We start from the raw sequence: 14,691 nt of genomic DNA, 5'->3' as shown, positions 1-14,691 counted from the left end.
CAAGCCCTGCCCCAGCGGTCCTAGCTGGCCAGCCAAGCTAGTCCAGGAACGCGCTGGTGTCCTCCGCCACCCGCTCCGGATCCTCCCACAGGACCACATGGCCGACGCCGGGATAGACCTTCAGGAGCGAGCCCTGGATGCGGGCAGCAAGTACTTCGTGGTCGGCCTGCGGCAGGAGATGGTCCTGTTCACCCCGCAGGATAAGGGTGGGCGCGCGGATGGCTCCCAGGTCCAGGGGCGGTGTGGCCTGGCAAAGCCCTGCAAGAGCGGATTTCCAGACGTGTGCGGGCATGCTGAGGCCGTCGCGCACGCGGTCGTCCAGGTACCACTGCGGAACCGGCCTGCCCAGCTGGAACCACAGGAGGGACTGCCGCACCCAGTCCTCGTCAATGGGCTCGGTGAGGGCTTCCACCTCGTCCGCGAACGCCGGCCTGCGGTTAAGGGTCAGCGGCGCGCCAACCAGGACCAGTGCGTCCACCCGTTCCGGATGACTGACGGCCAGCTGCTGGGCAATGTAGCCGCCGCTGGAGGAGCCCAGGATGGACGCGGACGTCAAGTGCAGGGCGTCGAGGATCGCCGAAACGTCCTCAGCCTGTTCCTGAAGGGAGTAGCCATCAACTGGTTTGTCCGCCTCACCCTGGCCGCGCAGGTCGGGGGCGAGAACCCGGAAATTGGCGAGGAGCGGGATCAGCCGGTCGAAGCTGCGGCGCGATTCACCCCACGCGTGCAGCAGCAGCAACGGCTTCGCTGGCGGCTCACCGTGCACCAGGCACGGCACCGTAATCCCTGTGGGAAGCTTCAGGATGCGGACCTCGGAGTCCATTACTGAAGGCTACGCCGGGCGTGCGTTCTGGGGTATGCGCAGCCCACGGTACTCCCTTGTGCGCTTTACGACGGGTAAAAAGGAGTACCGTGGAGCAATCATGACCAGCACGTTCCGCACCTTGACAGTCCCCCTTGATGGCCAAAAATTCGCCGGGGGGCTGCCGTCGTTTCTGGTCCGGGACGATGTCCTCTGCTGGACCCGCCGCGAGGCCGGACTGGTGGGTTTCGGCGAGATCTCCCGCTTCACGGCCACCGGCCCGGAACGCTTCCTCGAGGCCGATATCTGGTGGCGCCACCTGGTCCTTGAGGCCGACATCATCGACTCCGTGGAACTCCCCGGCACCGGTCCCGTGGCTTTTGGCTCCTTCGCCTTCTCTAAGACGTCAGCCCACCAGTCCCGGCTGATCGTGCCCGAGGTTGTGGTGGGCGTCCGTGACGGACAGGTCTGGGTCACCCAGCTGACGTTCGACGACGGCCCCCTCACCGAGGCGGGCGCCCTCGCCGCGCTGGACCGCTGGCTGGGGGGCGATTCCGACGGTGGCAGCGCGGCGGCGGGAAGCACGACGGCGGCAGCGGACTTCGCCGGGAACGGCACCCCGGGCACCGCTAATGCAAAGGCGGGCGGCGCCGTCGTACGTCCCCTGCCCCTGGCGGCCGGCGCAACCCTGCACACAGGCTCGCTGAGTGAGAAGGACTGGATGGCCGCCGTAGCCGCGGGAGTGGCCGAAATCCAGACCGGCGCGCTGGAGAAGCTGGTGCTGGCGCGGGATGTTGTGGCCACTGTTCCCTCCGGCGTGAACGCTGCCAAGGTGCTGCGCGAGCTGGCCAGCCGGTACCGCGAATGCTGGACTTACGGAGTGGACGGGCTGGTGGGTGCCACACCCGAGATGCTGATCCAGGTGGAGGGGCGCACGGCACAGGCACGCGTGCTGGCCGGCACTTTGGACCGCCGCGATGCGCACGGGGAGGACGGCCTTCCCATGGATTACGCCACCCGTGTGCTGGCGGGATCGGAGAAGCAGCGGCACGAGCACGAGATCGCCATCCAGTCGCTGACGTCCCAGCTGGCGCCGTTCTCGGAAGCCATGAACGCCCACGACGAGCCGTTCATCCTGGAGCTGCCCAATGTCTGGCATCTAGCGTCGGACGTCAAGGCGGAGCTGACCGAGGTGGAGGGGCACGTCCCAACCTGCCTGGCGCTGATCAATGCCCTGCACCCCACTGCTGCCGTCTGCGGAACCCCCACCCAGGTGGCTGGGGCGCTGATCCGCAAGCTGGAGCACCTGGACCGCGGGCCCTACGCCGGGCCGGTGGGATGGCTGGACGCCGCTGGAAACGGAGAATGGGGCATCGCCCTGCGTGGCGCCGTCATCGAGTCCCAGGACACGGTTCGGCTGTACGCCGGCTGTGGCATAGTTGACGGCTCGCTGCCGGAAGCCGAGCTCGCCGAGACCTGGGCGAAGTTCCGGCCGATGCTGGAGTCGCTCGGAATCAGCAACTAGGTTCCCTTTGGCCAGAATGTCCGGCATCCAAGACACTCCCCTTCCCCTAGGCTTGAAAACAGCAGTAACTTGGTTATCCAATAGTGAATCTAAGTTTCGTGTGATGCACATCTCCTAAACGGCGCTACACTATGAACCGATTTAGTACCGCATACTCCTGCAACAAAAGGTAAGAAACATGCAGCTCAAGTCCCTGGCCACGGCCAAGATCACCGCCAAGGCAGCAGCACTGTTCGCCGCCGGCGCCCTCACCCTCACGGCCTGCGGCGGCGGAAGCTCCACTCCGGCAGCTTCCGAAGGCGGCATCCAGCTCATCAACTCCGGCAAGCTCACTGTGTGCTCGGATATCCCCTACGAGCCGTTCGAATTCGAGAAGGACGGCCAGACGGTCGGCTTCGACGTGGATATCGCCAAGGAGCTCGCCAAGGACTTCGGCGCCGAACTGAGCATCGTAGACAGCTCCTTCGAGGCCATCGAAACCGGCACCGCCCTGACCCAGTGCGACCTGGGCATCTCCTCCATCTCCATCACGGACACCCGCAAGGCCGTCATGGACTTCTCCACCCCCTACCTGGATGACGACCTGGCCCTGGTAGCCAGCGAGGATTCCGGCATCAACGGCCTGGCCGACGCCAAGGGCAAGAAGGTGGGCGTCCAGCAGGCCACCACCGGCGCCGACTACGCGCAGGAGCAGGGCCTCGACGCCCAGCAGTTCGAGGACACGGGCCTCCTGGTGCAGGCCCTTGAGGCCGGCACCATCGACGCAGCCCTGGGCAACCAGTCCGTCCTGGGCTACGCCATCAAGGACCAGCCCAAGTTCAAGAGCGTTGAGGAATTTGCCACCGGCGAACAGCTGGGCATTTCCATCAAGAAGGGCAACACCGCCATGGCTGAGAAGGTCAACGGCACCCTCAAGCGCCTGACCGACGACGGCTCCCTTGAGAAGTTCAAGACCACCTGGTTCGGCGAAGCCGCCAAGTAGCCAACCACCGCCAAGTAGTCGCCGTGCAGGCCTGAGGCTCCCCCGCCTTGGTTCTGTCACGGCCCTGAGAACTACGAAGCCGGGGCCCTGGACGAGCTGTGCCGCAGTCCGTCCGGGGCCTCTGCCACGCACAACGAATGTGAGCAACCCATGGCAATGACCGCACGTCAGCGAGCCAGAGTAAGCCTGTACGTCCAGGCCGGAATCTTTGTTGTGGCCATCGCCGCGCTGATCCTGGCCACCGACTGGGAGACCATCGGCAACAGCGTCTTCAACTTCGGCAAGATCGGCCCCATGTTCCCCGGCATCTTCGTGACCGGCCTGGTGAACACCCTGATCTACACCTTCCTCGGCTTCATTGTGGGCCTCTCCGGCGGCCTGCTGCTGGCCCTGATGAAGCTCTCCAGCTTCCCGCTGTACCGCTGGATCGCCACCGGCTACATCGAGTTTTTCCGCGGCATCCCGGCGCTGCTGGTCTTCATCGCCTTCGGCTACGGGGTCCCGCTGGCTTTCGGCGTCTCGTGGAACATCACCGTGATCGTGATGATTTCGCTGGGCATGGTTGCCTCGGCCTACATCGCCGAAACCCTCCGTGCCGGCCTGCAGGCCGTACCGAAGGGCCAGCTGGAAGCAGCCCGCTCCCTGGGCATGCCGCAGTGGCGGGCCATGGTCACCATCGTCATCCCGCAGGCGTTCAAGATCGTCCTGCCGCCCCTGACCAACGAGGTCATCCTGCTGACCAAGGACTCCTCACTGATCTACGTCCTGGGCCTCACCGCTTCCCAGTACGAGCTCACCAAGTTCGGCCGCGACGGCATCTCCAGCCTCGGCGCAGGCCTGACCCCGCTCCTGGTGGCCGGAGCCTTCTACCTGGTGATCACCATCCCCCTGAGCTTCCTGGCCCGGAAGTTCGAAAGCCGCACCGCGCGGTCAAACCGATAGGCAGCGAAGACCATGAACGACGTCGTAAACAACTCCCGCGGTGGCACGGCAACCGTCCACGCCGCCGGCGTGGAGATCAAGGACCTGCGAAAGTCCTACGGATCCAATGAGGTCCTGAAAGGCATCAGCCTGAACGTGGCTCCCGGCGAAGTGGTGTGCCTGATCGGGCCGTCCGGCTCCGGCAAGTCCACCCTCCTGCGCTGCGTGAACCTGCTGGAGCAGCCCAACCAGGGCAGCATCCACGTGGGCGGCTTCGAGGCGACCGATCCCGATGTGGACATCGACAAGATGCGCCGCAAGGTGGGCATGGTGTTCCAGCAGTTCAACCTGTTCCCGCACCTGGACGCCAAGCGCAACTGCTCCATCGCCCAGACGAAGGTCCTCAAGCGGTCCCAGGCCGAGGCGGACAAGGTGTCCATGCACAACCTGGAGCGCGTGGGACTGGGACACCTCTCGGACCGTTTCCCGGACCAGCTCTCCGGCGGCCAACAGCAGCGTGTGGCCATTGCCCGCGCGCTGAGCATGGATCCGGAGCTGATGCTGTTCGATGAGCCCACCTCGGCCCTGGACCCCGAGACCGTGGGCGATGTCCTCTCCGTGATGCGAAACCTTGCCAAGGAGGGCATGACCATGCTGGTGGTCACCCACGAGATGGGCTTCGCCCGTGAAGTGGCCGACCGCGTGGTGTTCATGGACGGCGGCATTGTGGTGGAGGAAGGCGTGGCCGAGCAGGTCATTTCCGCCCCCACACAGGCACGCACGAAGGAGTTCCTGCGCCGCGTGCTCGACCCGACGCACATCGATATCGAGGAGTAACCTTCCCTCCAGTTTCGAAACACAGATTCCCTGGCGCCCGGATGTATCCGCGGCGGCAGGGAATTTCTGCGTTGGGGGTGGCTTGCGCGCCGCCACTCGTAACGCGTTCGACGGCGGCACGCGCTTAGTGCCCGGGCATTTACTTCCGCGGTGCCCCGGCACACAATAGGTCCCATTACAGCCCTGGCTCAGCAACGTGCTGCCCATCCGCCGTGCCGTCCCAGCCGGGCCGGCCAAAAGAGGAGCGCTGGCATGACGGACCCGACAACCACACCGTGGCCAACCTCGGCTGTATCAGTCCGCGCTGCACAATTGGCATCAATTCCCTCGTTCCAACGGGTTGACGCCTACCTCACGGCCGCCACCCTGCGCCGGAAGGACCAGTCGGACGTCTGTGATTTCACATTCGGAAACCCGCACCAGATGCCGGCCGACCGGTACGTCAATACGCTGCGGGATGCCCTTACTCCGCAGCACGACCAGTGGTTCGCGTACCAGACCAACGGCGAAACTGCCCGGGAGGCGGCCGCGGAATCCCTTCAGCGGCTGCTGGATGTGCCGTTCAGGTCGGAGGACATCTATCTGACCACCGGAGGTTTTGCCGCCATTGCCTTGGCGCTGAAGACGGTCGGCGATCCGGGTGATGAGGTGATTTTCAGCCTGCCGCCGTGGTTCCTGTACGAGCCGCTGATCCTTGAAGCAGGCCTCGTCCCGGTGAAGGTAAAAGTCAGCACGGCAACGTTCGACCTGGATCTGGACGCAATTGAGTCTGCCATTACGGAGCGCACCAGGGTTGTGATCGTCAATTCACCCAACAATCCCACGGGGCGGATCTACCCTCCCGAGCTGCTGCTCCGGCTGGCGGAAATGCTGGAGGCGGCCTCGGTGAGGATCGGCAGGCGGATTTACCTGGTCTCAGACGAAGCCTACAACCGGATTGTGTTCGATGGCCTCCGCTTCCACAGTCCCGTGGAGTTCTATGCGCACACGCTGCTGGCCTATTCCTACGGCAAAACCCACCTCTCTCCGGGCCAGCGGGTGGGCTACCTGGCGCTGCCGCCCACGATGCCGCAGCGGGAGGAGATGCGCCCCGCCATCACTGGCCTGCAGGTGGCGATGGGGTGGGTGTACCCGAATGCGCTGCTGCAGCACGCGCTTCCCGAATTGGAGACGTTCACCATCGACGTCGGGCAGTTGCAGCGGCGCCGGGACCGGCTGGTGGACGCGCTGGGCGGCATGGGTTACCGCGTCCACCGGCCGGAGGGCACGTTCTACCTGTTTGCCACCTCCCCTATTCCGGACGACGAGGCATTCACCGAGTCACTCGTCCGCCGGGATGTCTTTGTTTTCCCGGGTGTGCTGTTCGAGACGCCCGGCTTCTTCCGGATCTCCCTCACTGCCAACGAGGACATGATCGAACGCAGCTTGCCTGCATTCGAAGCCGCAATGAAGGAAAGCATGAACAGGAGCGAGGCATGAACCAACGGACCTACCCGCAGGGTGTCCCGTGCTGGGTGGACACCGAGCAGCCGGACGTAAACGCGGCTGCTGATTTCTACGGCGGACTTTTTGGCTGGACCTTCGAGGATGTAATGCCGCCCGGGGAGCCGGGCAGGTATCTGATAGCAAAGCTGGGCGGCCGTGACGTCGCCGGGATAGCAAGCAGCGCGGAGGGAACAGCATGGAACACCTACATAGCAGTCGATGACGCCGACGCTGCAGTCCGGCGGCTGGTGACCGCCGGGGCAAAGGTGCTGGCCCCACCGGCAGACGCGGGAGAAGGCGGCCGCGGAGCGTTGCTGGCCGATCCGGAAGGAGTCAACTTCCGCATCTGGCAGCCGAAGCGGCGACTGGGGGCGCAGGCGGTCAATCAGCCGGGAGCCTGGAATTTCAGCGACCTGCGTACGGCTGACCCCAGCGGGGGCATTGCGTTCTACGAGGACGCGTTCGGCTGGCAGGTGGACGACGTCGGCTTCGGGCTGATGGTTCGCCGGCCGGGTTATGGCGACCACCTTGAGGCGACCATCTACCCGGACATCAGGATCGAGCACTCAGAAATCGCCGCCCCACCCGGCTTCGATGACGCGATCGCCTGGGTCGTAGCAACTGCCGCCGGCGAACCGCCGCACTGGCACGTGACGTTCGCCGTTGCCGACCGGGACCAGACTGTTGCTGACGCTATCCGGCTGGGGGCCGAAATCCTTCGGCAGTACGACACCGGGTGGACGCGGGAGGCATTGATCCGGGATCCGCAGGGAGCAACGTTCAGCGCCAGCCAGTTCACGCCGCCGACGGGCTGATGGCCTTCTCCGCTCACCGCTTGTGGGCTACCGCACCAGTACTCCCCCGACCGCGGCGGCCACGGCCTCTTTGATCCGGCCGTGCAGGGCGCGCAGGCCCTGCCGGTCGGTGCGGACTTCAATGATGCTGCGGCCCTCGATCGGCTGCGTGAGCACCTCGGCGAGTGCCGCCGTCGTACTTACCGAGCAATGCCCGACGCCGTACGCTGCAGCAAGTGCCGCAATGTCCACGGTATGGGGGGTGCCGAAGAGGCGCTCGACGGCGTCACCATACGTTCCCGCCTCACGCACCGCGCCGTGCTCCAGCAAGTCGAAGATGGCCCCGCCGGCGTCGTTGAGCACAACGATCCGCAGGTGCGGCTCCTCCTCCCCGGTGCCCAGGAGCAGGCCGCCGGCGTCGTGCAGGAAGGTGACATCGCCCAGCAGGACGGTGGTTTCCTGCCGCCCGCCGAGTGCAATGCCGGTGGCCGTGGAGATGGTGCCGTCGATCCCGGCGAGGCCGCGGTTGGCATAAACGGTGGCGGCAGGTTCAGGAGCGGGCAGGCCGGCCAGGTCCACGTCGCGGATTCCGTTGGAGGAGCCCAGCAGCAGCTGGCCCCGGGCGTGTTCCCACACCAGCGAGCCGACGGCCGGACCGGTGGCCGCCGCTCCCTCAGCCAGGATGCGGTCCAGCGCGTGCTGGGCGGCCGATCCGGCAAGCAGCCAGGTATCCAGCCATGTTGCCGGGCCGCGGCCGGCAAAATCTGCCAGGTCCGCAAGGCTTTCCAGGGGCAGCTCAGTGCGCCGGCCGGGCTCGTACCAGGCCACCGGAACCGGCTGGTAGAGAGCGGCTTGAACGTCCGCGCGGGCCAGCAGGGCTGCGACCGGCCGGGACAGCGTTGGCCGGCCGAACAGGACAACCCGCTCAATGGGCGCTGCGGCGCCGGCTCCGAAGTGCTCCAGCAGAAGGCGGTACGGGCCCACGGCGTTCGGCCCGAAGCGGGCGTTGGAGGACGGCTCGGCCAGCAGCGGCAGGCCGTGCGCGCGGGCGAAGGCCTCGGCGACCGGGCCGGCGTCGTGCCCTGCGAGTACCACCGTGCGTCGTTCGGGCAGGTTCCCGGATGCAGGCGGCAGGTTCATCACGAGCGGCTCGCTGGCCAGCCGGTATCGCGGCCGTTCTGCCGCCGCCGGCAACTCCGCCCCGGCCTCGGGAACCAGCGGATCGCGGAACGCCAGGTTGAGCTGGACGGGGCCGGGGGCCAGGTCAGGGAACGCTCCGGTGGCCGCCGACAGGCCGGTCCGGATGGCGCGTTCGGGGTCAGTGCCTGCGGGGACGTCGACGGCGAAGCGCACCTGTTCGCCGAAGATGTCGGGCTGGATGGTGGTCTGGTTGGCGCCTGTGCCGCGCAGCTCGTCCGGCCGGTCAGCGGACAGGACGATGAGCGGGACGGCCGCGTGGTTTGCCTCCATCACCGCCGGGAGGAGATTCCCGACGGCGGTCCCGGACGTCGTCAGGACGGCGGCGGGCGAGCCGGTGGACAGGGCCAGGCCCAGCGCCGTGAAGCCGGCGGAACGCTCGTCGATGCGGACCAGCAGCTCCACCTTGCCCTGGGCCGAGGCCTCCGCCAGCGCGTAGGCCATGGGAGCGGACCGGGACCCGGGCGACACCACCACGTGCTGCACACCGCCGTCGACCAAGACCCCGACGGCGATCCGCGCCGCCGCCACGGCACTCAACGAAGGCGCGGCGTCGGAAGCGCCTGCGGGGTAAGTCCCCGCGGGGGAAGAGTCGGTAGCGGATGCGTCCTGGTGGGGGGCGTCTTGATCTGAAGCGTCTTGGGCGGAATCGTTGTGCGAAGTCACCAAACCAGTCTGCCACCCCCGACGCCCCATCACTTCCTGCGCCAAAACGGCCAACGCTCTCTCACTTGATGCGCCTTAAAACAGGACGCTCTCTCACTTGATGCGCCAAAACGGCCAACGCTCTCTCACTTGATGCGCCTTAACGGCCAACGCTCTCTCACTTGATGCGCCTTAACCCGGGACGCTCTATCACTCTCCTGAAGAGAGTGAGAGAGCGTCCTGGAATTACCCGCGTTAAGTGAGAGAGCGTCGCAGGGCGGGAGGGGACCTAGGAGTCGGTGCGGAACACCTGGATCACGGACGGGCGCGGCGCGCGCGCCTGGCCCGGAGCCGGCGTCGTGCCTTCCTTGACGTAATCCGGGAAGAAGGACACCTGCGCCTCGAACTTACCGTCCTCGCCCGGGTGCTGCACGGAGACGAACACCGTGCGCTCCTCGTCGTGGATGATGGGGCCGCATGTTTCGCCGTCGCGCGGGACGGCGAGGAACTGCTCCACCTTGCCGCGCTCGGCGCCGTCCAAAGTGACCTTGAACAGGCCGTCCGCCCGGCCGATGCCGGAGGGGGCACCGTCGGTGGAGATCCACAGGTTGCCCACGGAGTCGAACGCGAGGTTGTCCGGGCACGAAATGGGCGAAACCTTGTCCACCGGGAAGCCGGAGAAGTAGGTGACGTCGCCCTGGGCGGGATCGCCGCAGACCATCAGCAGGTTCCAGGTGAACGTGGTAGAGGTCTGGTCGCCGGTCTCGGTGATTTCCACGATGTGGCCGTCGCGATTCTCGTTGCGCGGGTTGACTTCAGTGGCCTTTTCATTAGAACCCGTGCCGCGGTTGGAGTTATTGGTGCACGCCACGTAGACCTTGCCGGTGTGCAGGCTGGGCTCCACGTCCTCGCAGCGGTCCATCTTGGTGGGGCCAACTATGTCGGCGGCCAGGCGGGTGTAGACCAGTACCTGTTCCACGGACATGCCCGGAACAGCTGACTTACCGTCTACCACCAGGGGCAGCCACTCGCCGATGCCGTCGAAAGCACCATCGGAAGGAACGGCGCCAGTGCCGGTGATCTCAGTGGCAGGTGAGTTGCCCGTGAACCTGGCGACGTACAGGTTGCCTGCGGACAGCAGCGTCATGTTGTGCTTGCGGTCGCCCTCGCGGTACTTGTCCTTGGACACGAACTTGTACAGGTAGTCGAAACGCTCGTCATCACCGGAGTAAGCCACCACGTGCCCGGACTTGGCCACGATCACGTTGGCGCCCTCGTGCTTGAAGCGGCCCAGCGAGGAGTGCTTCTTGGGGGTGGAATCGGGATCGAACGGGTCAACCTCCACGATCCAGCCGAAGCGGTTGGCTTCGTTCTCGTAGCCGGCGTTGCGGGTGTCCCAGCGCTTCTCGTCTATCTCCCACTTACGCGCGGTGGCCTTGTTGGTCAGGCCGTAGCGCTTGTCCTCGGCGGAGGTGCCCGGCGCGACGAAGTAGCCGTTGAAGTTCTCTTCGCCGGAGAGGATGGTGCCCCACGGGGTGGTGCCGCCGGCGCAGTTGCCCAGCGTGCCCTTGATGAAGCGGCCGTCCTTATCGTCTTTCGTCTTGACCAGGGCTGAGCCGGCGGCCGGGCCGGTGAGCTCGTAGACGGTGTTATTAAGGTACCGGCGGTTCAGCGGCGCACCCTTGACGTAGGTCCACGGTTTGTTCTTGTTCTGGCGCTCCAGCTCCACCACAGTGAGCCCGTGTGCGGCTGCCCCCACAGCACGCATCTGGTCCGCAGGCATGGTGGCCGGGAACATGATGTTCTCGTTGGTGTACTCGTGGTTGGAGAAGAGCACCGCGCGGCGGCCCTTGCTTCCCGGGATCTCCAGGATGTCCGTGTAGTCGTTGTTGTAGCCAAACTGCTTTTCCTGCGCGGCGGCCGTCTGGTTGTTCAGGTCGAACTCCGGCGCGTCGTTGAAGATGGGGTCACCCCAGCGAATGACCGGCTGCCAGGTGAAGCCTTCGGGAACGGTGACGGCGTCCACGGCGGCATCAATCGACGGGATGGCCGTGAACTGGAGCTTGGACTTGCCGAAGCCTTCCTTCGCAGCCTTCGAGAGGCCGGCAGCGCTGGCGGATTCCGGCGAAGTGACGGCACTGCCGAGGACGACGGCGAGCGCACCGGCGGCGCCGAAGCCGAGGGCGGCGCGGCGGGACATTGTGGCGGAGGCGATGTCGCGGAAGTAGCTGTTGGAGCTGGTGTTACAGACGTCGCCTGCGCAAGCGTTGTCGCACTTCAGGGCGCAGGTTACGGCACTGCGCTTGCCCTTGGTATGGCCGAGCATCGGCAGCAGGGTGAACTTGCGGGCAGTCGTTTCAGACATGGGGGCCTCCAGGGAAAATCGATGCGGTTCCCTCACCCTGTCAGCCGGTTTCTACGCGCAGTAGTCAACAAGGTGAAGCTCCGGTTAACCGCTCGTGACCTGCAGGGATGAGAAAGAGCGTTCGCAGAAAAGGGGCGGGAGGTGATGGAGCGTTCGCCGAAAAAGCCCGAGAAGTGAGAGAGGGTCCGGATTAGACCAACATCAAGTGAGAGAGCGTCTAGGCGGTGAGGAGGGCATGGACGCGGCGGAGCCGGGCCAGCCACCAGTCCCGGCGCTCTGGCGGAGCCGCATACTGCTCAAGCAGCCCCTCGTCGGCGGCGACGTCGCGGAGGCGGATGGCGCCGTCGTCGGCCACGAGCGGATCCTTGGTGATGTCGGATTCGAACAGGGACACCGTACCCAGCCCGCACGCGTAGGGCAGTTCCGGAAGCGCCGCCGCCAGGGCAAGGCCAGCACGGATCCCCACGGAGGTGTCCAGCGCTGAGCTCACGACGGCGGGAAGTCCGGCCTGCGCCACGATGTCCAGGGCCCGCCGTACTCCCCCGAGCGGCGCCACCTTGACCACGATGAGGTCGGCCGCGCCGGCACGCGCCACGCGCAGGGGATCCGATTCCTTACGGACGCTCTCGTCCGCCGCGATCAGCACGGGTGTTCCGGCGGCCCGCAAGGCACGCCGCACCTCGGCCAGCCCGTCGATGGTGGGCACCGGCTGTTCGGCGTATTCCAGGCCGACGTTGGCCAGCCGCGTGAGCGCCTCGACAGCCGCCGGAACGTCCCAGCCCCCGTTGGCATCCACCCGGATGGCCGCATCCGGAAGGGCGGAACGGACGGCGGCGAGGCGGGCGGCGTCGTCGTCGAGCGTCTGGCCGCGCTCGCCAACCTTGACCTTCACAGCGTCCACCCTGCCAAAGCGCGCCAAAACCTCCGAAACCCGGTCAGCCGGAACGGCGGGAACGGTTGCGTTGACGGGAATCACCGGACGCAATGGAGCGGGAAACCCCGTCCAGGCCGCCTCGATCGCCGCGGCAAGCCACCGGGAGGCCTCCACGTCGTCATACTCGGGAAACGGGCAGAACTCGCCCCACCCTGCCGGACCCTGCAGCAGCAGGGACTCGCGCTCCATGATGCCGCGGAACTTCACGCGCATGGGCAGGCTGACCACGTGCGCTGACCTAACGAGCTGCTCCACGGAAGGAATGCTCTGAAACCCGTTCCGGGGCTGATGTTCGGGGTGGGCGGGCATGGTTTCACTCTATCGGCCACCTCTGGGCAGAGTTTTTACAAGCTGCCCAAGGCATCATCAGAACAGGATTGAGCCAGCCGTGATCCATGCAGAAAGAGGAAACGGCCAACACGTCGCCGGGCGGCTTGATCTGAGCCATCGGGCACCTCTGCGGTGGTTCGTAAGCCGCAGGCATCACTCGCCACTGAGGAGACGTCATGACAACTCGCAGGGAAGTCCTAAAGCTCGGCGGAACACTGGGGGCGTTCAGTCTCCTGGGGAGGACGGAAACCCCGTTCACCGTTCCTCCTCCCACGGCGCCGCCCATCACGACGAGCCAGCTTGCGCCTCAAAACACGCCCGTACCGTTTGCCGGCGTTTTCCGCCGGCCGCCAGTGCTGGAGCCCTTCGAAACCGGCTTCGACGACGGTGACCGCAGCCGCCCGTATGCCAAGTACGCGCTGACCCAGAAGCTTGGACAAGCCCAGTTTGTGCCCGGGCTTACCACCACTCTTGCCGGGTACAACGGCATTTTCCCCGGCCCTACTATCCGGGCCGTTCAGGGGACTCGAACGGAGGTGCGGATCCGCAATGACTTCCCGGCGCTTGGCCTGCTGCATCCGATGGCTTTCCAGACCGTCACCCACCTCCACGGCTCTGCGTCGCTCCCCCAGTACGACGGGTACGCCAACGACACCACCCCGCCCGGGTACGTCAAGAACTACCGCTACCCGAACTGGCAAACCGGGCGGACGCTCTGGTACCACGATCACAAACACCACGTGACGGCCCAGAACGTGTACTCCGGGCTGGCCGGCTTCTACCCCTTGTCCGATCAATTCGAGCGTAACCAGCTGCCGCAGGGCGAGTTTGATGTGCCGCTGATGATCTCGGATGCCCTGTTCAATGCCGACGGCTCGTTTGGCTACAACGACAACGACCACGACGGCCTGTGGGGCGACATCATTATGGTCAACGGCGTGCCGTGGCCAACCATGAAGGTGAAGCCGCGTATTTACCGTTTCAGGGTGCTGGTTGCCTCGATTACCCGGTCCTACCGGCCCACACTCTCCACGGGCGAGCCGGTCTATATCGTCGGCACTGACGGCGGCATGGTGCCGAAGGTCCAGGCAGTCCAGTCATGGAGGCAGGGAACTGCCGAGCGCTACGAGATCCTCATCGACTTCCGGAAGTACAAGGCGGGGCAGAAGATCCAGCTGCGGAACCTGAGCAACAAGAACAACGTCGACTTTGCCAATACCGACAAGATCATGCAGTTCGAGGTTGTGCGCAGTTCGGGTTCGGGGAAGGGGACGCTTTCCGCAATTCCCAAATTGCTCGACGACGGCGGCTCGCCGAATGCCGCCCGCGGCGGCCTGTCCACCATGAGCCTGACACCGGATCTGGTGGTGGCCAAGCGGGAGCTGAGGGTGGAACGCGAGCACGGAGAATGGGTGATCAGCGGCGTCACGTGGGCCGATGTGGAGAACTCAGGGTTCACCAAAGTGTTGGGCAACCCGCAACCGTTCGACGTCGAGCAGTGGACCATCACCAACGGATCCGGTGGCTGGTTCCATCCGGTCCACATTCATCTGATCGATGCCAAGATCATCGGCCGCAACACCAACGGCGGGAAACCGTTCGCCTGGGAGACTGGCCCCAAGGACGTCTTCTACGCCGGGGAGAACGAGTCCGTCACCCTTCTCACCCAGTTCGACACCGGAGCCCACACGGGCGGACGCTACATGGTGCACTGCCACAACCTTGTGCACGAGGACCACGACATGATGGTCCAGTTCTCCGTGGGTGACCTTCGGAACAACGATCCGGTCACCTCGGACCCGGCCGTCCCGGACACCCTGGCCGCCAACTTCTTTGTTCCGAAATACCAGCCAGGCTACCCGGCGGGTACCTGA

Annotated in this window: 11 protein-coding genes; 7 read left to right on the top strand and 4 right to left on the bottom strand. The window is 65.6% G+C overall.

The features are described from left to right. Positions 1–37: 37 nt before the first annotated feature. A complete protein-coding gene (locus G6R19_RS01495) occupies positions 38–823 on the bottom strand; it encodes an alpha/beta hydrolase (RefSeq protein WP_163161648.1) in 786 nt (261 codons plus the stop codon). A 100-nt stretch (positions 824–923) separates the two neighbouring features. Between G6R19_RS01495 and G6R19_RS01490 the strand changes: the two genes are divergently transcribed. The 6 genes from G6R19_RS01490 (at position 924) to G6R19_RS01465 (ending at position 7,367) form a co-directional block, all read left to right on the top strand. Next, a complete protein-coding gene (locus G6R19_RS01490) occupies positions 924–2,327 on the top strand; it encodes an isochorismate synthase (protein ID WP_163161646.1) in 1,404 nt (467 codons plus the stop codon). Positions 2,328–2,505: 178 nt separating this feature from the next. Next, positions 2,506–3,309, top strand: a complete 804-nt coding sequence (locus G6R19_RS01485) for an ABC transporter substrate-binding protein (protein ID WP_163161644.1) — start codon at positions 2,506–2,508, stop codon at positions 3,307–3,309. Positions 3,310–3,459: 150 nt separating this feature from the next. Next, entirely contained in the window at positions 3,460–4,251 is a 792-nt protein-coding gene (locus G6R19_RS01480) for an amino acid ABC transporter permease (RefSeq protein WP_163161642.1), read from the top strand. 12 nt (positions 4,252–4,263) lie between these two features. Further along, positions 4,264–5,067, top strand: coding sequence for an amino acid ABC transporter ATP-binding protein (locus tag G6R19_RS01475; RefSeq protein ID WP_163161640.1), 804 nt, complete (start codon positions 4,264–4,266; stop codon positions 5,065–5,067). Between the two features lie 252 nt (positions 5,068–5,319). Further along, the gene (locus G6R19_RS01470) at positions 5,320–6,546 is read left to right on the top strand and encodes an aminotransferase class I/II-fold pyridoxal phosphate-dependent enzyme (RefSeq protein ID WP_163161638.1); all 1,227 of its coding nucleotides are present in this window, start codon (positions 5,320–5,322) and stop codon (positions 6,544–6,546) included. Then, positions 6,543–7,367, top strand: a complete 825-nt coding sequence (locus tag G6R19_RS01465; RefSeq protein WP_163161636.1) for a VOC family protein — start codon at positions 6,543–6,545, stop codon at positions 7,365–7,367. Before G6R19_RS01470 ends, G6R19_RS01465 begins: the two co-directional genes overlap by 4 nt. Before the next feature lie 27 nt (positions 7,368–7,394). On the opposite strand, the gene menD is transcribed toward G6R19_RS01465, so the two are convergent. The 3 genes from menD to G6R19_RS01450 all read right to left on the bottom strand — a co-directional run bounded on the left by menD (position 7,395) and on the right by G6R19_RS01450 (position 12,796). After that, complete coding sequence (gene menD / locus G6R19_RS01460; RefSeq protein WP_240341751.1) at positions 7,395–9,074, bottom strand: 2-succinyl-5-enolpyruvyl-6-hydroxy-3-cyclohexene-1-carboxylic-acid synthase; 1,680 nt, start codon at positions 9,072–9,074, stop codon at positions 7,395–7,397. Between the two features lie 403 nt (positions 9,075–9,477). Continuing rightward, on the bottom strand, positions 9,478–11,553 hold the full coding sequence (locus G6R19_RS01455; protein WP_163161632.1) for a PhoX family phosphatase: 2,076 nt from the start codon (positions 11,551–11,553) through the stop codon (positions 9,478–9,480). 217 nt (positions 11,554–11,770) lie between these two features. After that, entirely contained in the window at positions 11,771–12,796 is a 1,026-nt protein-coding gene (locus G6R19_RS01450) for an o-succinylbenzoate synthase (RefSeq protein WP_163161630.1), read from the bottom strand. Positions 12,797–12,993: 197 nt separating this feature from the next. Between G6R19_RS01450 and G6R19_RS01445 the strand changes: the two genes are divergently transcribed. Continuing rightward, a complete protein-coding gene (locus G6R19_RS01445) occupies positions 12,994–14,691 on the top strand; it encodes a multicopper oxidase domain-containing protein (protein ID WP_163161628.1) in 1,698 nt (565 codons plus the stop codon).

The sequence above is a fragment of the Arthrobacter sp. Alg241-R88 genome (assembly GCF_900537115.1).
Classification (GTDB): domain Bacteria; phylum Actinomycetota; class Actinomycetes; order Actinomycetales; family Micrococcaceae; genus Arthrobacter.
Note: the sequence above shows the minus strand (reverse complement) of the source record. Positions and strands in the feature narration are given on the sequence as shown.

Bases quoted from the DNA above. Each gene is read 5' to 3' on its own strand.
- G6R19_RS01495 (WP_163161648.1), bottom strand. From the start codon at position 823: ATGGACTCCGAGGTCCGCATCCTGAAGCTTCCCACAGGGATTACGGTG.
- G6R19_RS01490 (WP_163161646.1), top strand. From the start codon at position 924: ATGACCAGCACGTTCCGCACCTTGACAGTCCCCCTTGATGGCCAAAAA.
- G6R19_RS01485 (WP_163161644.1), top strand. From the start codon at position 2,506: ATGCAGCTCAAGTCCCTGGCCACGGCCAAGATCACCGCCAAGGCAGCA.
- G6R19_RS01480 (WP_163161642.1), top strand. From the start codon at position 3,460: ATGGCAATGACCGCACGTCAGCGAGCCAGAGTAAGCCTGTACGTCCAG.
- G6R19_RS01475 (WP_163161640.1), top strand. From the start codon at position 4,264: ATGAACGACGTCGTAAACAACTCCCGCGGTGGCACGGCAACCGTCCAC.
- G6R19_RS01470 (WP_163161638.1), top strand. From the start codon at position 5,320: ATGACGGACCCGACAACCACACCGTGGCCAACCTCGGCTGTATCAGTC.
- G6R19_RS01465 (WP_163161636.1), top strand. From the start codon at position 6,543: ATGAACCAACGGACCTACCCGCAGGGTGTCCCGTGCTGGGTGGACACC.
- G6R19_RS01455 (WP_163161632.1), bottom strand. From the start codon at position 11,553: ATGTCTGAAACGACTGCCCGCAAGTTCACCCTGCTGCCGATGCTCGGC.
- G6R19_RS01450 (WP_163161630.1), bottom strand. From the start codon at position 12,796: ATGCCCGCCCACCCCGAACATCAGCCCCGGAACGGGTTTCAGAGCATT.
- G6R19_RS01445 (WP_163161628.1), top strand. From the start codon at position 12,994: ATGACAACTCGCAGGGAAGTCCTAAAGCTCGGCGGAACACTGGGGGCG.